Raw genomic sequence first — 22,275 nt, 5'->3', positions numbered from 1 at the left:
ACGCGGCCGCTCCGCCCACGCGCCTTCCGAACCCGCCGTGTCCGCCCCCCAGAGAGGGGTCCGCCGTGCCGATCCTCAAGGTCTCCCGCACGCTCAGCGCCACCGCAGCCGTCCTCGCCCTCGCCGCGACCGCCACCGCCTGCGGAGGCGGCAGCACCACGGGCGGCGGTGACGACTCCAGTCCCAGGACGCTCACGTACTGGGCGAGCAACCAGGGCGCCAACATCGGCGTCGACCAGAAGGTGCTCGGCCCGGAACTGGCCAAGTTCACCAAGCAGACCGGCATCAAGGTCAAGCTTGAGGTCATTCCCTGGAACGACCTGCTCAACCGGATCCTCGCGGCCACCTCCTCCGGCCAGGGCCCCGACGTGCTCAACATCGGCAACACCTGGTCGGCCTCGCTCCAGGCCACCGGCGCGCTGCTGCCGTTCAACGCGAGCAACTTCGCGGCGATCGGCGGCAAGGACAAGTTCACCGCGTCCGCGCTGGCCGCGACCGGTGCGGCGGGCAAGGACCCCGCGGCGGTCCCGCTCTACTCCCTGTCGTACGCGCTCTACTACAACAAGAAGCTCTTCCAGCAGGCGGGCATCCCCACGCCGCCGGCCACCTGGGACCAGCTGGTCGCCGACGGCAGGAAACTCACCGGCAACGGCCACTACGGGCTGGCCGAGGAGGGCTCCAGCCTCGCGGAGAACGCCCACCACGCCTTCGTCCTCGGCGAGCAGCACGGCGCCGACTTCTTCGACAGCTCCGGCAAGCCGCAGTTCACCACGCCGCAGGCGGTCGCCGCGGTCAAGCAGTACATCGACTTCATGGCCGCCGACCACATCGTGGCCCCCGGCGACGCCGAGTACTCCGCCAACCAGTCGGTGACCGACTTCGCCACCGGCAAGGCGGCCATGCTGCTGTGGCAGGCGGCCGGAAGCTCGCTGAAGGCGCACGGCATGGACGCCTCCGCCTACGGGGTGGCCCCGGTGCCGTTCCAGACCGCGAACCCCACGGGCTCGGCGAAGACCGACTCGATGGTGGCCGGCATCAACATGGCCGTCTTCGCCAACACCCACAACCGCTCCGGCGCGCTGAAGTTCGTAAAGTTCATGACGAGCGTCCCCGAGCAGCAGATCCTCAACTCCGCCTACGGCTCGGTGCCGCCGGTGACCGCGGCGCAGAGCGACGCGGCGTTCTCCGCGCCCGAGCAGCGCACGCTGCGCCAGGTCCTGGCGGACTCCGCGGCCCCGATGCCGCAGGTACCGGACGAGAGCCAGTTCGAGACGCTGGTGGGCACCGCGATGAAGGACCTGTTCGCGGACGCCGCGGCGGGCAAGCCGGTCACCGACGCCACGGTGAGGGCCGAACTGGCCAAGGCCCAGCAGCAGATGCCGCAGAGCTGACCGGGCGTCGGCGAAGATGACGACGATCCTGGAGAGGCGTCCGCCCGGACGGGCGGCGGACCGGCGCCCGAGCGGCACCCTGCGCTCCCGGCTGCGTCCGCGGCGCGGTGCGCTGCCGTACCTGCTGCTGGTGCCCGCGCTCGTGCTGGAAGTGCTGGTGCACCTGATCCCGATGGTGGTCGGGGTGGTGATGAGCTTCAAGCAGCTCACCCAGTTCTTCATCCGCGACTGGGGTTCCGCGCCCTGGACGGGGCTGGGCAACTACCGCGTGGCGGTGGACTTCCACGCCGCGGTCGGCACGGCGCTGCTGCACTCGTTCTGGGTGACGTGCGCGTTCACGGTGCTGTCGGTGGGACTGTCGTGGCTGCTGGGCTCGGCGGCGGCGATCTTGACCCAGGATCCGTTCCGCGGGCGCGGGCTGCTGCGCGGGCTGTTCCTGGTGCCGTACGCGCTGCCGGTGTACGCGGCCGTGATCACCTGGGCGTTCATGTTCCAGCAGGACAACGGGCTGGTGAACCACGTGCTCCACGACCAGTTGCACCTGACATCCGGCCGGCCGTTCTGGCTGATCGGCCCGCACAGCTTCGTCGCGCTGCTGACGGTGTCGGTGTGGCGCAACTGGCCGTTCGCGTTCCTGTGCCTGACCGCCGGGCTCCAGAACATCCCGCGTGAGCTGTACGAGGCGGCGGCGATGGACGGCGCCGGGACCTGGCAGCGGATCCGCCGCATCACCCTGCCGTCGCTGCGCCCGGTCAACCAGGTACTGGTGCTCGTGCTGTTCCTGTGGACGTTCAACGACTTCAACACGCCCTACGTGCTGTTCGGCGGCTCGGCGCCGCCCGCCGCCGACCTGGTCTCCATCCACATCTACCAGTCGTCGTTCGTCAACTGGAACTTCGGCTCGGGCTCGGCGATGTCCGTTCTGCTGCTGCTCTTCCTGCTGCTGGTGACGGCGGGCTACCTGGTCGCGACGCGCGGGAGGGACACCGATGGCTGAGGTCTCCAGGTCCCCGCGGCCCGGGCGGGCGATGTCGCCGAGGTCCGGCGCGGCGCGGGCCGGGCGGCCGAGGTCGCCGATGGCGGCGCCGCGCGCCTTCGTCTGGACGCGCCGGGTGGTGCTCACCGGGCTCACCGCGTTCGCGCTGGTGCCGGTGTACGTGATGCTCAGCTCCTCGCTGAAGTCGCTGGGTGAGGTGCAGGGCCGGTTCGACTGGATACCGCACGCGCTCACCCTGCGCCCCTACGTGGACATCTGGCACACCGTTCCGCTCGCCCGCTACTTCGTCAACTCGCTCATCGTCAGCGGAAGTTCGATGCTGGCCTCGGTGGCGGTGGCGATCTTCGCCGCGTACGCGGTCAGCCGCTACCGGTTCCGTGGCCGGCGTCTGTTCACCGTCACGGTGCTGTCCACGCAGATGTTCCCCGGCATCCTCTTCCTGCTGCCGCTCTTCCTGCTCTACGTCAACATCGGCAATGCCACAGGCATCGCCCTGTACGGGAGCAGAGGCGGGCTGATCCTCACCTACCTCACGTTCTCGCTGCCGTTCTCCATCTGGATGCTCGCCGGGTACTTCGACTCCATCCCCCGCGATCTCGACGAGGCCGCGCTCACCGACGGGTGCGGGCCGCTGGGCGCCCTGTTCCGCGTGGTGATCCCGGCGGCGGTCCCGGGGATCGTGGCGGTCGGCGTGTACGCGTTCATGACCGCGTGGGGCGAGGTGCTGTTCGCCTCCGTGATGACCAACGACACCACCCGCACCCTCGCGGTGGGTCTGGAGGGCTATGCCACGCAGAACGACGTCTACTGGAACCAGGTGATGGCCGCCTCCCTCGTGGTGAGCGTCCCCGTGGTCGCCGGGTTCCTGCTGCTCCAGCGCTACCTCGTGGCGGGGCTGACGGCCGGGGCGGTGAAGTGACCGCCCCGCGAGCCCGCGCCACCGACGGCGTACGCCACCCGACAACCCCTCATGGAAAGGCCGTTGTGACAAAGGCAGTTGCGACAGACGAGTACGGCTTGGACGACCTGACCGCCTTCCCCGCCGGGTTCCAGTGGGGCGCCGCCACCTCCGCGTACCAGATCGAGGGCGCGCACGACGAGGACGGCCGGGCGCCGTCGATCTGGGACACCTTCTGCCGGGTGCCGGGAGCGGTCGACCGCGGCGACACCGGTGACGTCGCCTGCGACCACTACCACCGCTGGCCGCAGGACGTCGCGCTGCTCAAGGAACTCGGCGTCACCGCCTACCGCTTCTCCATCGCCTGGCCGCGTGTCCTGCCCCAGGGCAGCGGCGCCGTCAACCGGCCCGGGCTGGACTTCTACGACCGCCTGGTGGACGCCCTGCTGGACGCGGGCATCACGCCGTACGCCACGCTCTACCACTGGGACCTGCCGCAGGCGCTCCAGGACCGCGGCGGCTGGCCGCACCGGGAGACCGCCGAGCACCTCGGTGAGTACGCGCGCGTGGTCGGGCGGGCGCTGGGCGACCGGGTGCGGGAGTGGGCGACGCTCAACGAGCCGCTGTGCTCGGCGTGGATCGGCCACCTGGAGGGGCGGATGGCGCCGGGCCTGCGCGACGTCACCGCGGCCGTGCGCGCCTCGTACCACCTGCACCTCGGGCACGCCAGGGCAGTCGCCGCGCTGCGCGCCGAGGTGCCGGGCGCGCGCATCGGCATCGTCAACAACCTCAGCCCGTGCGAACCGGCGACCGACCGCGAGGCGGACCGCGCCGCGGCGGTGCGCGCGGACGGCCACACCAACCGCTGGTGGCTGGACCCGCTGCACGGCAGGGGCTACCCGCAGGACATGGTCGACCTCTACGGCGTCGAACTCCCGACCCGTCCCGGCGACTTGGAGGCGATCGCGGCGCCGCTGGACTGGCTGGGCCTCAACTACTACTTCCGCCATGTCGTCGCGGACGACCCCACCGGCCCGCCGCCGCGCGCCCGCCAGGTCTACCTGCCCGGTGTGCCGCGCACCGGGATGGACTGGGAGGTCAGGCCGGACGGCCTGGAGCGGATGCTGCTGCGGATGACCCGGGAGTACGGCGCCCGGCGCATCCTGGTCACCGAGAACGGCTCGGCGTACCCGGACACCGTGGGGCCCGAGGGCCAGGTCGCCGACCCCGAACGCGCGGCGTACCTCGACGCCCATGTGGCGGCGTGCGCGCGGGCGGTGCGCAAGGGCGTGCCGCTGGACGGCTACTTCGCCTGGTCGCTGCTGGACAACTTCGAGTGGGCGTACGGCTACGACAAGCGCTTCGGCCTGGTGCACGTGGACTACGCGACGCAGGCGCGCACGGTCAAGGGCAGCGGCCGGCGCTACGCGGAGATCATCGCCGCCCACCGCAGGCGCGTGCGGCGGGCGGCCTGAGACGGGCCCGGGCCCGCACCGGTTCCGGAGGTGAGCCGGACCGGCCGACGGACCGCACTGGTGCGCGCAGGGCGCCCAGGGGGTGAACGGTCCCGTCCCCGCGGACCCGGGCCGACCCGCCGCTACTGCCCCGCGCCTTCGTACGGCCACGGGTCGTCGGGGAACACCCGGGCGAACCAGTGCGGTTGCACGTGCCGCAGTCTCAACGAGCGCCAGCGGCGCGGGTCGTGGGGGTCGGGGACGCCGACTGCCACGTCCGGGCCGTACGCGAACAGCCGCTCCTGGCACACGCCGCAGGGGGCCAGCACCCAGTGGCCGCGGCCGGGGCCGGCGTCGACGACGCACACCGATGCCACGACCCGGCGGTCGCGCTTGAACGCCTCGCAGAGGGCGCCGGTCTCGTGGCACAGGCTCACCGCGGCGTTCGGTGGCTGCGGCGCGGTGCTGGTCAGCACCGTCCCGTCGTCCAGCCGCAGCGCCGCGGCGCCGCCCGACCACGGCTCGGCGCCGGGGAAACGGGAGCGGGCCAACTCGACGGCCGCGTCGACCAGTTGGCGGTCGACCACGTCGAGGCGGCCTGCTTCGGGCTCGGGCATGCGCGGTCCCTCCTCGGACTCCCCGCGCACGGCAGTGACGGGGAGGTGAAGGGTATGGGACCGCGGGCGGGCGGGGCGAGAGGATTGCCCCGGCCGCCCGCGGAGTCGACGAGTGCCTCAGCCCGACAGTTCGGCCGTGCGCTCGGCCAGCGTCTTGGCGCCGGTGTCGGTCAGCGAGCCGTACAGCCGCAACCGGGAGATCCCGCCGTCCGGGAAGATGTCGATGCGTACGTGGGTGGCGGGCGGGGCGTCCACCAGGAAGCGGTGCACGGTGTCGGGCTGGAGCCGGGTGCGGGGCAGGACCTCCACCCACTGCGCGTCCGCGCCGGCGGCCTGGTCCTGGGCGTAGAGCGCGGCCCATCCGGCCGAGTTGCCCTTCAGGTAGGCCGTGTCGATCTCCACCGCGCGGATCACCGACTGCTGGGTGAGCCGGTAGCGCACCCAGTCGTTGCCGTCGTCGCGGCGGCGCCGGGTCTCCCAGCCGTCGTCCATCTTGCGGGAGCGGCCGGGCAGGATGGTGTTGGTGGGCGGCGAGTAGAAGCGGTCGGAGGCGTCCTCGACCACACCGCCGTTCTCCAGCGCGACGAGGTCGAACGTGCCAAGTGTCGCCAGCCACTCCGGGTCCGGGGCGACCTCGCCGAACACCCGCAGTCGCGCGATGCCGCCGTCGGGGTGCTGGTTGAGGCGCAGGTGGGTGAAGCGGCGCTCGGCCTCGACGGTGAAGGCGTTGGCCGCGTGGCCGCCGATCTCGGTGCGCGGGACGATCTCGGTCCACTCCACGTCGTCGCCGAGCAGGTCGGCGGGGGACGCGGACAGCGGGGCGGTGGTGGCCTCGACGCTGACGGCGCGCGGGTAGTTGCCGCGGAAGTGCGCGGTGTCCACGACCAGGCCGCGTATGACGCCGGGCGCGCCGAGCCGCACGAGCGCCCAGTCGTGGTCGCCGGCGGTGGGGTGCGGGGTGCCGGCGCCGGTGCCGCGGCGGCGCCGGGTCTCCCAGCCGTCCATGATCTTGCCCTTGTGGCCGAAGCGCTCGGGGTCGAAGACGGCGGGCTCGGGGATCAGCAGGTTCTCGCGCTCGGCGAAGAACTCGTCGTTGGCCGCGATGACGCCCGCGCCCAGGCGGCGGTCGGCGAGGTCGACGAGGCCGTCGAAGGGCAGGGCGTCGGCACGGCGGTAGTCCGCGTACGGTTCGCTGCCCTCCTGGTACGGCTGGGCGTCACCGGTGAAGCGAGTGACCTGCGGCATGCGATCTCCTTTGCGTGCGAGGCGGGTTCAGGGGCGTTGCAGGAGGCGGCCGGCCGGGCTGGTGGTGACCCCGTGGTCGGCGATGAGCCGTCCGCGCAGCCAGGTGGCGCGGACCACGCCGGTGAGGGTGCGGCCCGCGTAGGCGGTGACGCGGTTGCGGTGGTGCAGCGCGGCCGGGTCCACGGTGAAGGTCTCGTCCGGCGCGAGGACGGCGAAGTCGGCGTCGCGGCCGGGCTCGATGGCGCCCTTGGCGGGCAGTCCGGCGAGCGCGGCGGGCGCGGTGGACATCCAGCGGACGACGTCGGCGAGGGTGTGGCCGCGGCGGCGGGCCTCGGTCCACATCGCGGGCAGGCCGAGCTGGAGCGAGGAGATCCCGCCCCACGCGGTGCCGAAGTCCCCGGTGTCGAAGTTCTTCAGGTCGGGCGTCGAGGGCGAGTGGTCGGAGACGACGCAGTCGATCGTGCCGTCGGCGAGCCCGCGCCACAGGGCGTCCTGGTTGCCGCCCTCGCGGATCGGCGGGCAGCACTTGAACTCGGTGGCGCCCTCGGGTATCTCCTCCGCCTTCAGCGTGAGGTAGTGCGGGCAGGACTCCACCGTGATCCGTACGCCCTCGCGGCGGGCGGCGGCGATCAGCGGCAGCGCGTCGGACGACGACAGGTGCAGGATGTGCACCCGGGCGTCGAGCCGCCGGGCGAGCGCGATCAGCCCCTCGATGGCGGTGTTCTCCGCGGCGCGCGGCCGCGAGGCGAGGAAGTCGGCGTAGCGGCGGCCTGACGCGGGCGGCGCGTCGTCGATGAGGTGGGGGTCCTCGGCGTGCACGATGAGCAGGCCGCCGAAGCCCGCGATCTCGCCCAGCGCGTCGGCCAGTTGGGCCGGGTCGAGCTGGGGGAACTCGTCCACGCCGGAGTGCAGCAGGAAGCACTTGAAGCCGAAGACGCCCGCGTCGTGCAGCGGGCGCAGGTCCTTGACGTTGCCGGGGACCGCGCCGCCCCAGAAGCCGACGTCGACGTGTGCCTTGGCCTGGGCGGTGCGCCGTTTGACCTGGAGCGCGTCGACGGTGGTGGTGGGCGGGATGCTGTTGAGCGGCATGTCGATGATCGTGGTCACGCCGCCCGCCGCGGCCGCCCGGGTGGCGGTGTCGAACCCCTCCCACTCGGTGCGGCCGGGGTCGTTGACGTGGACGTGGGTGTCGACGAGGCCGGGCAGCAGGGCGTCGTCGCCGAGGTCCACCACCCGGGCGTCGCGCGGCGGCCGCGCGTCGTGGGGCAGGACGGCGGCGATGCGCTCACCGCTCACGGTGACGGCCGCGGGACGCTCGCCCTCGGGTGTGACGACCCTCGTGGACCGCAGGACCAGGTCGACGCGTTCAGTGCCGGGCACACGCACCCCTTCCGACGACTTTCCGGTTCCGGAGGACCCCGCGACGTTCCCGGGGCGGCACTCCGAAGAAAATTCAACGTTCTGTTGAACGAATCTTCGGCCCGGCCCTCACGGGCAGTCAAGACCCACCCGGAGCGACCGCGCGACACGGAACGACGTTTGGATGATTCCACAAAATGGAAAGAAAGTTCCGCACAGCAGAAGGTAGCTCCGGCCACTTGTGGCGTGGGCGCCCGCCCGGCATCGCGCGGGGCACCGGCCGCGATCACGTCGCCGACAGCGTCGCGCGGGGCGGATGCGCAGGCCGCGGCCGGTGAACACGCGTCCACCGCCCGGTAGGCTGCGATACATCCGCCGGACGCCCCCGGCGGTCCCAGTGGCCCCCGAAAGGCTCCGAGAGGACCGGACGTGCCGTCGATGAGCTCCAGCAGCCCCGCCAGCACCGCCAAGACCACCGGCTCGGCCGGCGGTACCGGCGGCGTGCAGTCGTTGGAACGCGCCTTCGACCTGCTGGAGCGGATGGCGGACGCGGGCGGCGAGGTGGGCCTGAGCGAGCTGTCGGCCAGCAGCGGGCTGCCGCTGCCCACCATCCACCGCCTGATGCGCACCCTGGTCTCCTGCGGCTACGTGCGCCAGCAGCCCAACCGCCGCTACGCACTTGGCCCGCGGCTGATCAGGCTCGGCGAGAGCGCCTCGCGCCTGCTGGGCACCTGGGCGCGGCCGTACCTGACCGACCTGGTGGAGGCGACCGGCGAGACCGCGAACATGGCGCTGCTCGACGGCGACGAGGTGGTCTACGTCGCGCAGGTGCCCTCGCGGCACTCGGTGCGGATGTTCACCGAGGTCGGCCGCCGGGTGCTGCCGCACTCGACCGGCGTGGGCAAGGCGCTGCTGGCCGCCGTGGAGCCGGAGGAGGTCCGGGCGCTGCTGCGGCGCACCGGCATGCCGGCCGCGACCGACCGCACGATCACCGACCCGGACGCGTTCCTCGCGGAGCTGGCCCGCATCCGCGAGGCGGGCTACGCGATCGACGACAACGAGCAGGAGATCGGCGTGCGGTGCCTCGCGGTGAGCGTGCCGGACTACCCGACGGCGGCGGCCATCTCCATCTCCGGCCCGGCGGGACGGGTGACCGAGGCCGCCCAGGACAAGATCATCCCGGCGCTGCAGGACGTGGCCCGGCAGCTGTCGCAGGCGCTGGCCAACTCGGGCGGCGCGGGCTGACCGCCGCCGGGACCCGCCCGGCGGCCGTCGCCCGGCGCGGCGAACTCAGCCGTGGGTGAACGGGGCCCGGTCCGACGGGTGCGGGGACGACGGACTCGGACCGAAGAGGTCTATGGCGCGCCGCAGGGCGGCGACCGGTTCGGCGAGCGCGCTGACCGACCCGAGGGCGCTGGTGACGACCAGTAAAGAGGTGCGCAGACGCGGCACGGATATCGATCCGTCGGCCACCGCGGCGTCGAGCAGCGCCAGCTCCTCCTCCGCTACCTGACGGTCCGACAACTGGGGCCGGTAGCAGGCCAGTTCACGGCGCAGGCGACCGACCGCCCTGCGCAGTCCGGCCACTCGCGGATCTTCGCCGCAGACCTCGTCACGGTCGGCGGCGGGTCGGGTGCACTGCCCGATCCGGTCGTTCGACACTGACCAACTCCCCTTCGGCTGGCTGAGGGTCGGACCAGTAAAGGCCACGCTCCGCGCATCGCGCCATACGGAGAGCGAAATCTGGGGAAAAATTCATGGTTCTCCGGCCACTTCTCATCTTTCGCCACGGCGGCCTCCGTCGCCCGGGCCGGGCTGGGCGACGCCCGTCGTCGCCCGGACGGGGCCCGGCGAGGTATCCAGGAGTCATGACGCAGCAGCGGCGAACCCACGGCTCGCACCACCACCCGCACGACGTCCGCCGGCCCCGCCCCGCCCGGGACGGCTGCCCGCCCGGCCGTGGCGCTCCCGTGGCCGGGCTGCTGCTGGCGGCCGGGGCCGGGCGGCGGCTCGGCGGGCACCCCAAGGCCCTGCTGGGGTACCGCGGCGGCCTGCTGGTCGAGCACGCGGCGCGGGTGCTGCGCGACGGCGGCTGCGACCCGGTGCACGTGGTGCTGGGCGCCGCCGCGGACACCGTGCGGGAGCGGGCGACCGGGCTCGGCGCGTACACGCTGGTCGACAACCCGGAATGGGCCGAGGGCATGGGCTCCTCGCTGCGCCGGGGACTGGCCTCGCTGGCCGGCGGCCGGGCCCTGGCGGCGGTCGTCGCCCTCGTGGACCAGCCGGGGATCGGCCCCGACGCGGTGCGCAGGGTGATCGGCGAGGGGCTCGGGGACGCGCCGGCCTGCGCGCTCGCGGCGGCCGCGTACGGCGGTAAGCGGGGGCACCCGGTGCTGCTCGGGGTCGAGCACTGGCCGGGCATCGTCGCCTCCGCCTCCGGCGACCAGGGCGCTCGGGCGTACCTCAAGGCGTACGAGAGCAGCGTCACACTCGTCGAGTGCGGGGACCTCGCGGCGCCGGACGACATCGACACCCCCGCCGACCTGCGGCTCCTCGGCGACGATCTTTCCGCCCTGCGAAAAGGTGCTTCCAATCACCCTGCACGCAGTGCCACAGACCGTTGATCTTCCACTATGCAGAAACTATGCTCCACGCAGCAGAAGCCCCGGGCGCGCCGCACACCCGCCCGCCGCTCTGCCGTCCCGATCGACGAACCACGGCACCCCGTGCCGCCGCCGCGCCGCCGCCGCACACGGCCGCGCGGGAAGGAGTGACAGCCCATGTCCGCAGCAGCGCCGTCCCCCTCGGCCGTCGTCACCGGCGCCGAGTCCGTCCCGCGTGCCGAGGAGGTGCTGACGCCCGAGGCGCTGGCGTTCCTCGGCGAGCTGCACCGGCGGTTCGCGCCGCGCCGCGCCGAGCTGCTGGCCCGCAGGGCCGAGCGCCGTGCCGAGATCGCCCGCACCGGCACGCTGGACTTCCTGCCCGAGACCGCCGCCGTGCGGGAGGGCGACTGGCGGGTCGCCCCGGCCCCGGCCGCGCTGGACGACCGCCGGGTGGAGATCACCGGCCCCACCGACCGCAAGATGACCATCAACGCGCTCAACTCCGGCGCGCGCGTGTGGCTGGCCGACTTCGAGGACGCCTCGGCGCCCACCTGGGCCAACGTCGTCGGCGGCCAGATCAACCTGATCGACGCCTACGAGCGCCGCATCGACTTCGCCACACCCGAGGGCAAGTCGTACGCGCTGCGTCCGGACGCGGAGCTGGCGACCGTGGTGATGCGCCCGCGCGGCTGGCACCTGGACGAGCGCCACCTGCGGGTGGACGGCGAGCCGGTGCCGGGCGCGCTGGTCGACTTCGGCCTGTACTTCTTCCACAACGCCAAGCGGCTGATCGCCAAGGGCAAGGGCCCGTACTTCTACCTGCCCAAGACCGAGTCGCACCTCGAAGCCCGGCTGTGGAACGAGGTGTTCGTCTTCGCACAGGACTACGTGGGCGTCCCGCAGGGCACGGTCCGCGCCACCGTGCTGATCGAGACCATCACCGCCGCGTTCGAGATGGAGGAGATCCTCTACGAACTGCGCGACCACGCCTCGGGGCTGAACGCGGGCCGCTGGGACTACCTGTTCTCGATCGTGAAGAACTTCCGCGACGGCGGCCCGAAGTACGTGCTGCCGGACCGCAACGCGGTGACGATGACGGCGCCGTTCATGCGCGCGTACACCGAACTGCTGGTACGCACCTGCCACAAGCGCGGGGCCCACGCCATCGGCGGCATGGCCGCGTTCATCCCCTCGCGGCGGGACGCCGAGGTCAACAAGGTCGCCTTTGAGAAGGTCAAGGCGGACAAGGACCGGGAGGCGGCCGACGGCTTCGACGGCTCGTGGGTGGCCCACCCCGACCTGGTCCCGATCGCGATGGCGTCGTTCGACGCGGTGCTGGGCGAGCGGCCGAACCAGAAGGACCGGTTGCGCGAGGACGTCCACGTCACCGGCGACCAGTTGCTGGCCGTCGACTCGCTGAAGGCCGAGCCCACCTTCGAGGGACTGCGCAACGCGGTGCAGGTGGGCATCCGTTACATCGAGGCGTGGCTGCGCGGCCTGGGCGCGGTGGCCATCTTCAACCTGATGGAGGACGCGGCCACGGCGGAGATCTCGCGGTCCCAGATCTGGCAGTGGATCGACGCGGGCGTGGTCTTCGAGGACGGCCGCAAGGCGACGGCGGAGCTGGCCCGCGAGGTCGCGGCCGGTGAACTGGCCGCGATCCGCGCCGAGATCGGCGAGGAGGCCTTCGCCGCGGGTCAGTGGCAGCAGGCCCACGACCTGCTGCTCCAGGTGTCGCTGGACGAGAAGTACGTGGACTTCCTGACTCTGCCGGCGTACGAACTGCTGGGCTGACGCAGGCGGTTGGCGCGCCAGGAAGCCCGCTCCGGTGAACTCCGGGGCGGGCTTGCTGGTGCGGCGCGCGAGCGGTGCGGACGCGGCGGCGGGTTCAGGCCGAGGGGACGGCGTCCGCCAGGGCCTCGGCGGCGGGCTGCTCCTCGGTGGCCGGGGCGCGCTTGCGGCCGAGGTGGTGGAAGGCGAGGTTGAGCAGGACCGCCACCAGGCAGCCCGCGCTCACCCCGGACTGCAGGACGATCTGCAGGTGCGGGTCGAGGTGGTCGTAGAAGTGCGGGGCGACGATGGGGATGACGCCGACGCCCAGCGCCACGGCCATGATCAGCAGGTTGTCGCCGTCGTGCAGGTCGGCCTCGGCGAGCGTCTTGACGCCGCTGGCCGCGACCGTGCCGAACAGCACGATGCCCGCGCCGCCCAGCACCGGGCCGGGGACGAGGGCGATCAGGGAGGCGAGGACCGGACACAGTCCCATCAGCACCAGCAGCACGCCGCCCACGGCCACCACGAAGCGGCTGCGGACCTTGGTGATGGCGACCAGGCCGATGTTCTGCGCGAAGGCGCTGTTGGCGAAGCCGTTGAACAGCGGGCTGATGGCGCTGCCGAGGGTGTCGGCGCGCAGGCCGGCCGCGAGGGTGGCCTCGTCGGCGGGTTTGTCGACGACCTTGCCCAGCGCCAGGATGTCCGCGGTCGACTCGGTCAGGCACACCAGCATCACGATGCACATCGACACGATCGCGGGTATCTGGAACTGCGGCGCGCCGAAGTGGAAGGGGCTGGGGAATCCCACGAGGGAGGCGTGCCGGATCGCGCTGAAATCGGTGACGCCGAACGGGATGGCGAGCACGGTTCCCACCACGAGGCCGATCAGGACCGCGATCTGCTGGAGGAATCCGGTCAGCAGCCTGCGCAGCACCAGCACGATGGCCAGCGTGATCAGCGCGAGGACGATGTCGGACACGGACGCGACCGAGCCGTTGCCGGCGATCCAGCCGATGGCGACCGGCAGCAGCGAGACCCCTATCAGCGTGATGACCGAACCGGTGACCACGGGTGGGAAGAAGCGCACCAGTTTGCTGAAGTAGGGGGCGACGAAGAAGCCGAGCACGCCCGCCACCATCACCGCGCCGAACATGATGGGCAGGCTGTCGTGGTGGTCGGTGGTGTCGGCGATGGCGACCAGCGGCGCGACACCGGCGAACGAGACGCCGTTGACGAAGGGCAGCCGGGCGCCGACCTTCCAGAAGCCGATGGTCTGAAGCAGGGTGGCGATGCCCGCGGTGAACAGGCTGGCGCCCACCAGGAAGGTCATCTGGGTCGCCGTGAGGCCGACCGCCTTGCCCACCACCAGGGGAGGCGCCACCACCCCCGCGTACATGGCGGCGACGTGCTGGAGGCCGCTGGTGACGAGTTTGAGTGGCGGAAGGGTCTGGTCCACCGGGTGGCGGGCCGGTGCGTTGTGCGGAGCCGAGGTCTCGACCACGGTGCTCCTCCTGTCGGTTACACGCTCGCGGCGCGGGTTTCAGGGAGGTGGTGCGGGTCGTGCTGGCGAGGGGTTGCGACAGCGTGAACCACCGAAGCGGGGCTGCGATTCGGCTGTGTTACGCGGATGTCGGCAGCGAGTGACGTCCTGCCCGGGGGTGCCGGAAGGCGGGCGTGCCGGGCGCCGCCCCCGGTGCCGTGACCATCCGGGGGCGGGGGCGGCGCCGCCTGCCCCGGCCGGGGACCGTCCTCCCCGACCGGGTGCGCGGTGTGACGCGGGCGTCGGTCGTGACGCGGCGTCAGTCGGCCAGGCCCGCGATGCGGGCGAGCCGGCGGGCCTCGGTGCGGGTGGAGCGGGCGACGGCGTCCTCGTCGACCCGGGTCAGGCGGCCGTTCTCCACGACCGGCTCGCCGTCCACGAGGGCGAGCGCGACGGGGGCGGCGGCGCCGAAGACCAGCGCGGTGACCGGGTCGGCGATGGAGGCGTGGGCGATGGTGTCCATCTTCCACAGCACGAGGTCGGCGAGCTTGCCCGGCTCGATGGAGCCGATCTGCTCGGCCCGGCCGAGGACCTCGGCACCGCCGTACGTGCCCAGGCGCAGCGCCTGACGGGCGTTCAGGGCGCGCTCTCGGTGCGGTCCGAGGCGGTTGATGAGCAGGGCGTTGCGCAGTTCGGTGTGGAGTTCGCCGGACTCGTTGGAGGCGGTGCCGTCCACGCCGAGGCCGACGGGGACGCCGGCGGCGAGCATGTCGGGGACCCGGGCGATACCGGCCGCGAGGCGGGCGTTGGAGGACGGGCAGTGCGCAACGCCGGTCCTGGTGCGGGCGAACGCGGCGATGTCGGAGTCGTTCATGTGGACGCAGTGCGCCATCCACACGTCGTCGCCCAGCCAGCCGGTGGACTCGAAGTAGTCGGTCGGGCCCATGCCGAACAGCTCGTGGCAGAACTTCTCCTCCTCGACCGTCTCGCTGCCGTGGGTGTGCAGTCGCACGCCCTTGCGCCGCGCCAACTGGGCGGCGTCGCGCAGCAGTTCGGTGGAGACGGAGAACGGGGAGCAGGGTGCGACGGCGACCTGGGTCATCGCGTCGAAGGAGGCGTCGTGGTAGGCGTCGACGGTCTCCTCGGTGGCGCTGAGCGCGCCGTCCAAACTCTCCACAGCGAAGTCCGGCGGCAGTCCGCCGTCGGACTTGCCGCGGTCCATCGAGCCGCGGGCGAGGGTGAAGCGCACCCCCGTCTCCCGGGCGGCCCGGATGATGGCGCCGGACAGGTCGCCCGCGTCGCGCGGGTAGACGTAGTGGTGGTCCATGGCGGTGGTGACGCCGCCGCGGGCCATGACCGCCAGCGAGCCCTGCGCCGCCGCGTAGGCCATGGGCTCGTCGATGCGGGCCCAGGTGGGGTAGAGGGCGACCAGCCAGTCGAAGAGGTTGTGGTCGGTGGCGAGGCCCCGGGTGATCCACTGGTAGAAGTGGTGATGGGTGTTGACCAGGCCCGGGGTGAGCAGGTGCCCTTCGGCGTCCACGCGCCGTACGACGTTCTCCAGCCCGGAGGGGGCCGGGCCGGGGCCGACCGACTCGATGCGGTTGCCGGCGACGACCACGTGACCGCTGGGGTACTCGGTGTCGCTAGCGTCCACGGTGGCTACGGAACAGTTCTCGATGACGACACGCCGCTGCGTGCCGTCGTGGGCTGCCGGTGCTGCCATGGTGCTTCCTCGTTCTTTTGATCGGCGGTCGGGCACGGCAGGGCCCTGGGGGTTTTGAGTGCCGGAGCCGGGCGGGCGGCCGGTGATCCGGCCGGCCGCCGCCCGTCAGGTCGCTCCGGGTGCCGAGGGTGAAGCGGTCAGAGGTTGGTCATGTCACCGGGGATGCGCTGCTCGGCGCCGTCCCGCAGCACCGTGGCCTCGATGAGCCCGTAGGGGCGGTCGGCGGCGAAGTACACCTCGTTGTCGTTCTTGAGGCCGAAGGGCTCCAGGTCGACCAGGAAGTGGTGCTTGTTGGGCAGCGAGAAGCGGATCTCGTCGATCTCCGAGCGGCTGTTGATGACGCGCGAGCCCATCTGGTAAAGCGTCTGCTGGAGCGAGAGGCTGTAGGTCTCGGCGAACGCCTGGAGGATGTGCGTGCGGGCCTGGTCGTAGGACTTGTTCCAGTTGGGGGCGCGGTCCTCGTCGCTGGTCCAGTTGTAGCGCCACCAGGTGGAGACGCTGGTGGCCAGGATGCGGTCGTAGGCCTCCTGGAGCGTCGTGTACTTGTCCTTGACGTAGCCCCAGAACTCGGAGTTGGTGGAGTTCAGGACGGTCAGGTCCTTCAGCCCCGCCAGCACCTCCCACCGCTCGCCGTCGAAGGTGATCTGCGCGACGCGGGTCTCGGTGCCGTTGCGCACGAAGGAGTGGCGGACCTCGTCGGCGCCGATGAAGCGGGAGTTGGCGTCGGAGGTGGCTATGCGGTCCCAGGTGTACTCCTCGACGCGGATGCGGGCCCGCTTGATGGGTTCCTGGCTGGTGACGAAGTGGCGGGCGAGCGCGATGCCGAACTGCTCGGCGGACTCGATGCCCACCTCCTTCGCGAAGGCGAAGACCGTGTTCTTGGTGGTGTCGGTGGGCAGCACGTTGGCGTTGCTGCCGGAGTAGTGGACGTCGTCCATGTCGCCGGACAGCGCGACCGAGACGTTGAGGTCCTTGATGTGGTGGGTGTCGCCGTCCCGCGTGATCTTGACGACGCGGTTCTCCGCTTTGCCGTACTGGTTCTGACCGAGAACGGTGGTCATGTCTGCTAGCTCCCTCGGTATACGGAGTAGCCGAACGGGTTGAGCAGCAGCGGCACGTGGTAGTGCTCACCCGGAACGACGGCGAACGTGATCGCCACCTCCGGGAAGAAGGCGTCGCTGTCCCTTGCGCGGGGGGCGTCCTGCTGTTCCTCGGCTTGCCTGTGTGCGGTGAAGTACGTCCCGGTGTCGAACCGGAGCCGTACGTGGGTGGTGCCCTCGGGGAGGGCGGGCAGGTCCTTGCAGCGCCCGTCCGCGTCGGTCTTGGAGGCGCCGTGCGGCGTCCAGCCGCCGTCGCCGCCGCTGACCGACAACTCGACGGGCACGCCTTCGGCCGGGCGTCCGACGGAGGTGTCCAGGATGTGCGTGGAGACGGACGTGTCCGTCATGACGGGTCTCCTTCGGCTTCTTCGGCTTCGGCCAGCCGGGCCAGTCTGATGCGGTTGATCTTCGTCAGCTCGGCGCGGACGATCTCGCGTTCCCGCTCCGGGGTGTTGCCGAGGCGGCTGCGGGCGGCGTCCCGCATCTGCTCACCGGTCAGGCCGGTGGCGCAGATCAGGAAGACGTGCCCGAACCTCTCCTGGTAGGCCAGGTTGAGGTCGAGCAGTTCCGCCCTGAGTTCGTCCGACGCGCCGGCCATGCCGCCCTGTTCCCGGGCGGAGACCGGGTCGCCGGGCTTGGGCCGGCCGATCTGCGGGTGGCCGGCCATGGCCTCGGCGAGGTCGTCGGCGCTCAGGCCGCTCATCGCCGCGTCGCTCGCCTCGTACAGCGCTTCGAGACCGTCGTACGGGCGCTTGGCGAGCACCGCCTCCGCCCAGCCGCGCGAGGTGCACACCTCGTGCAGCAGACCGGCGGCGGTGTCGGGCTCTGCGGTGTTGAAGCGGGCGAGACCCGCCGGGAGACGAGCTGACATCCACGACCTCCGTGGGGTCTCGCGCTGGACCGGGCTTGCCGGAAAGCTAGATCCCCCCGACACATCGCGTCAACACTTTGTTGAAGTCAATTTCACCGGTGACGGCCCTGGCCCAGGGTCCGGCGGGTCGGCGGCCGGGGCGCGCCCGACCCCGCGGACGAGCCGCGGGCCGGGACTGGCGGCGGCCGGACACGGGCCCTCCGGGCCGGGCAGCGCACCGGCCGGCGACCGGGCCGGGTCCGGGCCGGGTCCGGGCCCCCTGACCCGCCGCCGCCCGAGCCGGAGCCCCTGCCACGGGCTGGAGGCGGCGCCCCCGGCCGGACGCCTACTGGCCGCCCTTGGCCGCCGCGTTCTCGCGGTTCAGGTAGTTGTAGACGGTGAAACGGCTGACGCCGAGCGCGGAGGCGACGGTCTCCACACCGTGGCGCACGGAGAACGCGCCGCGCTCCTCCAGGATCCGCACCACGGTCTGCTTGTCCTTGCGGTCCAGCTCGGCGAGCGGCCGGCCCCGGCGGCGCTCCAGGTCGGCGAGGATGTGGTCCAGCGAGTCGGCTATGTGCGGCAGCCGCACGGCGACCACCTGGGCGCCCTCCCAGCTGAGCACCACGTCGTCGCCCCGGGCCTGCTCCGGCGGCACGAGCACCCCGCCCATCGCGTCGACCAGCGGCTTGACCGCGTCCACGAACGGGTGGCCCGCCATCTCGGTCACGAAGCACCCTCCCCCGCCTCGGCGACCACGTTGACCTGGAGCGAGACCCGGGTGGCCCCGGCGTCCAGACCGCGCCGCAGCAGTTCGTCCACCGCGGCGAGCACGCGGTCGGCGGGCCCCTCGCCGGTGTTGCCGAACGGGCCGACGTCGACACTGTCGAGGCCGGCCCCCTGGATGACCTCGCGGGCCACCACCGCGTGGCGGGGCGCCTCGTCGAGGTCGAACGGTTCCGTCGTGAACTCAACCCTCAATCGCACGTCCACAACCTAACCGCTCCTCGCGCCGGCGCGAGGCCGCCACTTGACATCGGACCCCTCCCTCATTCAGGCTTCCATTAAGCAGAAAGAAACTTCCGCTATACGGAATCAAGCGCCGAGGGGATTTCCCGGTCCGGGACCCCGCGCATCCGTGAACCCCGTCGGGGCCGGCGGAAGGCCCTAGGAACCGGAAAGGGGCGCCACCTGTGGGCTTGCTCGACGCGCGCTTCGACGTGAACCTCTCGATCCTCTTCACCGAACTCCCGTTGCTGGAGCGCCCGGCGGCCGCCGCCGCGGCCGGGTTCACCGCCGTGGAACTGTGGTGGCCCTGGGTCGACGCGCCCACCCCCGAGCGGGCCGAACTCGACGCCCTGCGCGACGCGTTGAACGACGCGGGCACTCGGCTGGTGGGGCTGAACTTCTACGCGGGACAGCTGCCAGGGCCCGACCGCGGCGCGCTGTCGATCCCCGGCGAGGAGTCGGAGAAGTTCCGCGCCAACCTCGACGTGGCCGCCGACTTCGCCAAGTCGCTGGGCTGCACCGCGCTCAACGCCCTGTACGGCAACCGCGTCGAGGGCGTCGCCCCCGAGGCGCAGGACGAACTCGCCCTGGAGAACCTCGCGCTGGCCGCCCGGGCCGCGCACCGGGTCGGCGCGGTGCTGCTGATCGAGGCGCTCAACGCGCCGGAGTCGCCGCTGTGCCCGATCGTCAGCGCCCCGAAGGCGATCGAGGTGGTGGACCGGGTCAACGAGGCCACCGGCCTGGGCAACGCCCGGTTCCTGATGGACCTGTACCACCTGTCGATGAACGGCGAGGACCTCCACGAGGTCATCGACCGCTACACCGACAAGACCGGTCACGTCCAGATCGCCGACAACCCCGGCCGCTCCTTCCCCGGCAGCGGCGGACTGGACTTCGCCGACCTGCTCGGCCGGCTGGACAAGGCGGGCTACGACGGCTGGATCGGCCTGGAGTACAAGCCCGGCGACGGCCCGAGCGCGGACGCCTTCGGGTGGCTGCCCCACGAGCGGCGTGCGGCCCGCGGCTGATCGGCGCCCGGCGACCCCGCCTCCTCCCCGTACGACATCGCGTAAGGACTTCACCTCCATGAGCAACGCACTCCCGAAGATCGCCTGGATCGGCCTCGGCATCATGGGCTCCCCCATGGCCGAGAACCTGATCAAGGCGGGTTACCAGGTCACCGGTTACACCCTGGAGCAGGCCAAGCTGGACCGGCTCGCCGCGGCCGGCGGCGCGGCGGCCGGCTCGATCGCCGAGGCGGTCAAGGACGCCGACGTGGTGATCACGATGGTCCCGGCCTCCCCGCAGGTCGAGGCGATCGCCTACGGCGACGAGGGCATCCTGGCCCACGCCCGCCCGGGCACCCTGCTGATCGACATGTCCTCGATCACCCCGCAGACCTCGGTGGACCTCGCCAAGAACGCGGCGGACAAGGGCATCCGCGTGCTGGACGCCCCGGTCTCCGGCGGCGAGGCGGGCGCCATCGAGGCGGTGCTGTCCATCATGGTCGGCGGCGAGCAGGCCGACTTCGACGAGGCGAAGCCGATCTTCGAGGTGCTGGGCAAGACCATCGTGCTGTGCGGTCCGCACGGCTCGGGTCAGACGGTCAAGGCCGCCAACCAGCTCATCGTCGCCGTCAACATCCAGGCGTGCGCCGAGGCCGTGGTCTTCCTGGAGAAGTCCGGCGTCGACCTGACCGCCGCGCTCGACGTCCTCAACGGCGGTCTCGCCGGCTCGACCGTGCTGACCCGCAAGAAGGACAACTTCCTCAAGCGCGACTTCGCGCCGGGCTTCCGGATCGACCTTCACCACAAGGACATGGGCATCGTCACCGACGCCGCCCGCAACGTCGGCGCCGCACTGCCGGTCGGCGCGGTCGTCGCCCAGCTCGTCGCCTCGCTGCGCGCCCAGGGCGACGGGGGCCTGGACCACTCGGCGCTGCTGCGCGGCGTGGAGCGGCTGTCCGGCAGCACCCCGGCGGCCTGACCGACCGCCGACCCGGTCGGACGGGCCGCACCGCGGCCTCGTCCGGCCCCACGACTTCCGTCCGGCGGCGCGCCGACCTGTCCTGTCGCGCCCAAGCGCGCCGCCGGACGGAACACCACTCGGCGGTTTCGACACTGTTGACAGTTTGTTGAAGCCGTTCATATCGTCCGACGCACGAAGTCCGGCATACGGAAACGCACTCCCGCTTCGCGGCAGTTACGGGTAGTAACGGAAGGTCGCCATGCCCAAGCCCACCCTTACCACTGAGTCCGGCGCTCCGGTCGCCGACAACCAGAACTCGGCCACCGCCGGTGTCGGCGGCCCGCTGCTCCTGCAGGACCAGCACCTGCTGGAGAAGCTGGCCCGGTTCAACCGCGAGCGCATCCCGGAGCGCGTGGTGCACGCCCGGGGTTCGGGCGCGCACGGCTACTTCGAGGTCACCGACGACGTCACCGGCTTCACCCGCGCCGACTTCCTGGGCTCGGTGGGCAGGCGCACCCCGGTCTTCGCCCGCTTCTCCACCGTCGCCGACAGCCTGGGCGGCGCGGACGCGGTGCGCGACCCGCGCGGTTTCGCGCTGAAGTTCTACACCGACGAGGGCAACTACGACCTGGTCGGCAACAACACCCCGGTCTTCTTCATCAAGGACCCCATCAAGTTCCCCGACTTCATCCACTCCCAGAAGCGCGACCCGTTCACCGGCGTGCAGGAGCCGGACAACGTCTGGGACTTCTGGGCGCACTCCCCCGAGGCCACCCACCAGATCACCTGGCTGATGGGCGACCGCGGCATCCCCGCCTCGTACCGCCACATGAACGGCTACGGTTCCCACACCTACCAGTGGACCAACGCCGCCGGCGAAGCGTTCTTCGTCAAGTACCACTTCAAGACCAACCAGGGCATCCGCTGCCTGAGCAGCGAGCAGGCGGCCGAGCAGGTCGGCAAGGACGCCAACTCCCACCAGCGCGACCTGGTGCAGGCCATCGAGCGCGGGGTCAACCCGTCCTGGACGCTGTACGTGCAGATCATGCCGGCGGCCGAGGCGCCCTCGTACCGCTTCAACCCGTTCGACCTGACCAAGGTGTGGCCGCACGCCGACTACCCGCTCCAGCGGGTGGGCCGCCTGGTGCTGGACCGCAACCCCGACAACGTGTTCGCCGAGGTCGAGCAGGCCGCGTTCTCGCCGAACAACTTCGTGCCGGGCATCGGCCCGTCACCGGACAAGATGCTCCAGGGCCGGCTGTTCGCCTACGCGGACGCGCACCGCTACCGCCTCGGCGTCAACCACACCCAGCTTCCGATCAACGCGCCGAAGTTCGAGGCCGCCAACTACGGGCGGGACGGCCTGATGGCCACCCGCAACGGCTCGCGGCACGCCAAGAACTACGAGCCCAACTCCTACGACGGCCCGGTCCAGACCGACCAGCCGCTGTCCGCGCCGCTGGCGGTCGCCGGTCACACCGGCACCCACGAGGCCCCGGCGCACACCAAGGACGACGACTTCTTCCAGGCCGGTGAGCTGTACCGGCTGATGTCGGAGGAGGAGAAGAAGCGCCTGGTGGCCAACATCGCGGGCGGCCTGTCCCAGGTCAGCAGGGACGACGTGATCGAGAAGAACCTCGCCCACTTCCACGCCGCCGACCCCGACTACGGCAAGCGCGTCGAGGCCGCCGTCCGCGAGCTGCGCGACAGCTGACGATACGTCAGCAGCGGGGAGCCGCCGCACGGCTCCCCGCCCCAGAACCCGTCCGCGCCGCCAGTCTCTTCTGAGGGGTGGAGACAGGCGGCGCG

21 protein-coding genes are annotated in these 22,275 nt (G+C 71.8%); 10 read left to right on the top strand and 11 right to left on the bottom strand.

Translation table 11 applies throughout. From position 1 onward, the window contains the following. The first annotated feature begins 65 nt into the window (after positions 1-65). The 4 genes from CK485_RS21475 (at position 66) to CK485_RS21460 (ending at position 4,761) form a co-directional block, all read left to right on the top strand. Entirely contained in the window at positions 66-1,391 is a 1,326-nt protein-coding gene (locus tag CK485_RS21475) for a sugar ABC transporter substrate-binding protein (RefSeq protein ID WP_241968518.1), read from the top strand. 16 nt (positions 1,392-1,407) lie between these two features. Beyond that, positions 1,408-2,388 (top strand): sugar ABC transporter permease, encoded by a 981-nt coding sequence (locus CK485_RS21470; RefSeq protein WP_109453510.1) that lies wholly within the window; start codon positions 1,408-1,410, stop codon positions 2,386-2,388. A gap of 31 nt (positions 2,389-2,419) precedes the next feature. Continuing rightward, a complete protein-coding gene (locus tag CK485_RS21465; protein ID WP_109453509.1) occupies positions 2,420-3,307 on the top strand; it encodes a carbohydrate ABC transporter permease in 888 nt (295 codons plus the stop codon). A gap of 98 nt (positions 3,308-3,405) precedes the next feature. Then, complete coding sequence (locus tag CK485_RS21460) at positions 3,406-4,761, top strand: GH1 family beta-glucosidase (RefSeq protein ID WP_109453508.1); 1,356 nt, start codon at positions 3,406-3,408, stop codon at positions 4,759-4,761. Between the two features lie 122 nt (positions 4,762-4,883). Here the strand turns inward: CK485_RS21460 and CK485_RS21455 are convergent, their stop codons facing one another. The 3 genes from CK485_RS21455 to allB form a co-directional block, all read right to left on the bottom strand. Next, on the bottom strand, positions 4,884-5,357 hold the full coding sequence (locus CK485_RS21455; protein WP_109453507.1) for a cytidine deaminase: 474 nt from the start codon (positions 5,355-5,357) through the stop codon (positions 4,884-4,886). A gap of 117 nt (positions 5,358-5,474) precedes the next feature. Further along, the gene (alc, locus tag CK485_RS21450) at positions 5,475-6,602 is read right to left on the bottom strand and encodes an allantoicase (protein ID WP_109453506.1); all 1,128 of its coding nucleotides are present in this window, start codon (positions 6,600-6,602) and stop codon (positions 5,475-5,477) included. A gap of 27 nt (positions 6,603-6,629) precedes the next feature. After that, entirely contained in the window at positions 6,630-7,982 is a 1,353-nt protein-coding gene (gene allB / locus CK485_RS21445; RefSeq protein WP_109453505.1) for an allantoinase AllB, read from the bottom strand. Positions 7,983-8,399: 417 nt separating this feature from the next. Between allB and CK485_RS21440 the strand changes: the two genes are divergently transcribed. Next, positions 8,400-9,206 carry an IclR family transcriptional regulator gene (locus CK485_RS21440; RefSeq protein WP_199239465.1) on the top strand — a complete coding sequence of 269 codons (807 nt, stop codon included), beginning with the start codon at positions 8,400-8,402 and terminating at the stop codon, positions 9,204-9,206. 45 nt (positions 9,207-9,251) lie between these two features. Here the strand turns inward: CK485_RS21440 and CK485_RS21435 are convergent, their stop codons facing one another. After that, on the bottom strand, positions 9,252-9,623 hold the full coding sequence (locus tag CK485_RS21435; RefSeq protein ID WP_241968517.1) for a DUF5955 family protein: 372 nt from the start codon (positions 9,621-9,623) through the stop codon (positions 9,252-9,254). A gap of 308 nt (positions 9,624-9,931) precedes the next feature. On the opposite strand from CK485_RS21435, the gene CK485_RS21430 reads away from it, so the two are divergent. Both CK485_RS21430 and aceB read left to right on the top strand, forming a co-directional pair. Next, positions 9,932-10,585 carry a nucleotidyltransferase family protein gene (locus CK485_RS21430; RefSeq protein WP_241968592.1) on the top strand — a complete coding sequence of 218 codons (654 nt, stop codon included), beginning with the start codon at positions 9,932-9,934 and terminating at the stop codon, positions 10,583-10,585. Between the two features lie 156 nt (positions 10,586-10,741). Continuing rightward, the gene (gene aceB / locus CK485_RS21425) at positions 10,742-12,358 is read left to right on the top strand and encodes a malate synthase A (protein WP_109453502.1); all 1,617 of its coding nucleotides are present in this window, start codon (positions 10,742-10,744) and stop codon (positions 12,356-12,358) included. A gap of 94 nt (positions 12,359-12,452) precedes the next feature. On the opposite strand, the gene CK485_RS21420 is transcribed toward aceB, so the two are convergent. From CK485_RS21420 to CK485_RS21390, 7 genes are all read right to left on the bottom strand, one after another. Further along, positions 12,453-13,838, bottom strand: a complete 1,386-nt coding sequence (locus CK485_RS21420) for a nucleobase:cation symporter-2 family protein (protein ID WP_109453501.1) — start codon at positions 13,836-13,838, stop codon at positions 12,453-12,455. A gap of 298 nt (positions 13,839-14,136) precedes the next feature. After that, entirely contained in the window at positions 14,137-15,540 is a 1,404-nt protein-coding gene (locus tag CK485_RS21415; protein WP_109453500.1) for an 8-oxoguanine deaminase, read from the bottom strand. Positions 15,541-15,677: 137 nt separating this feature from the next. Further along, positions 15,678-16,601 carry a factor-independent urate hydroxylase gene (gene pucL / locus CK485_RS21410; RefSeq protein ID WP_109453499.1) on the bottom strand — a complete coding sequence of 308 codons (924 nt, stop codon included), beginning with the start codon at positions 16,599-16,601 and terminating at the stop codon, positions 15,678-15,680. A 5-nt stretch (positions 16,602-16,606) separates the two neighbouring features. Continuing rightward, on the bottom strand, positions 16,607-16,987 hold the full coding sequence (uraH, locus tag CK485_RS21405) for a hydroxyisourate hydrolase (RefSeq protein ID WP_109453498.1): 381 nt from the start codon (positions 16,985-16,987) through the stop codon (positions 16,607-16,609). Then, complete coding sequence (gene uraD / locus CK485_RS21400; RefSeq protein ID WP_109453497.1) at positions 16,984-17,511, bottom strand: 2-oxo-4-hydroxy-4-carboxy-5-ureidoimidazoline decarboxylase; 528 nt, start codon at positions 17,509-17,511, stop codon at positions 16,984-16,986. The genes uraH and uraD overlap by 4 nt, the downstream gene beginning before the upstream one ends. A 325-nt stretch (positions 17,512-17,836) precedes the next feature. Next, positions 17,837-18,220, bottom strand: coding sequence for a helix-turn-helix domain-containing protein (locus tag CK485_RS21395; protein ID WP_109453496.1), 384 nt, complete (start codon positions 18,218-18,220; stop codon positions 17,837-17,839). Then, on the bottom strand, positions 18,217-18,477 hold the full coding sequence (locus CK485_RS21390) for a hypothetical protein (RefSeq protein WP_109454310.1): 261 nt from the start codon (positions 18,475-18,477) through the stop codon (positions 18,217-18,219). Before CK485_RS21390 ends, CK485_RS21395 begins: the two co-directional genes overlap by 4 nt. Positions 18,478-18,683: 206 nt before the next feature. Here CK485_RS21390 and CK485_RS21385 point away from each other — a divergent pair, with 206 nt between their 5' ends. From CK485_RS21385 to CK485_RS21375, 3 genes are all read left to right on the top strand, one after another. Continuing rightward, a complete protein-coding gene (locus tag CK485_RS21385) occupies positions 18,684-19,526 on the top strand; it encodes a TIM barrel protein (RefSeq protein ID WP_109453495.1) in 843 nt (280 codons plus the stop codon). 58 nt (positions 19,527-19,584) lie between these two features. Next, on the top strand, positions 19,585-20,484 hold the full coding sequence (locus CK485_RS21380; RefSeq protein ID WP_109453494.1) for a 2-hydroxy-3-oxopropionate reductase: 900 nt from the start codon (positions 19,585-19,587) through the stop codon (positions 20,482-20,484). Positions 20,485-20,725: 241 nt separating this feature from the next. Continuing rightward, positions 20,726-22,180 (top strand): catalase, encoded by a 1,455-nt coding sequence (locus CK485_RS21375; RefSeq protein WP_109453493.1) that lies wholly within the window; start codon positions 20,726-20,728, stop codon positions 22,178-22,180. The last annotated feature ends 95 nt before the right edge of the window (positions 22,181-22,275 follow it).

The organism is Streptomyces sp. ICBB 8177 (genome assembly GCF_003144095.1).
Lineage (GTDB): Bacteria > Actinomycetota > Actinomycetes > Streptomycetales > Streptomycetaceae > Streptantibioticus_D.
The sequence above is the reverse complement of the archived record's forward strand: the minus strand, read 5'-3'. Positions and strand labels throughout refer to the sequence as shown.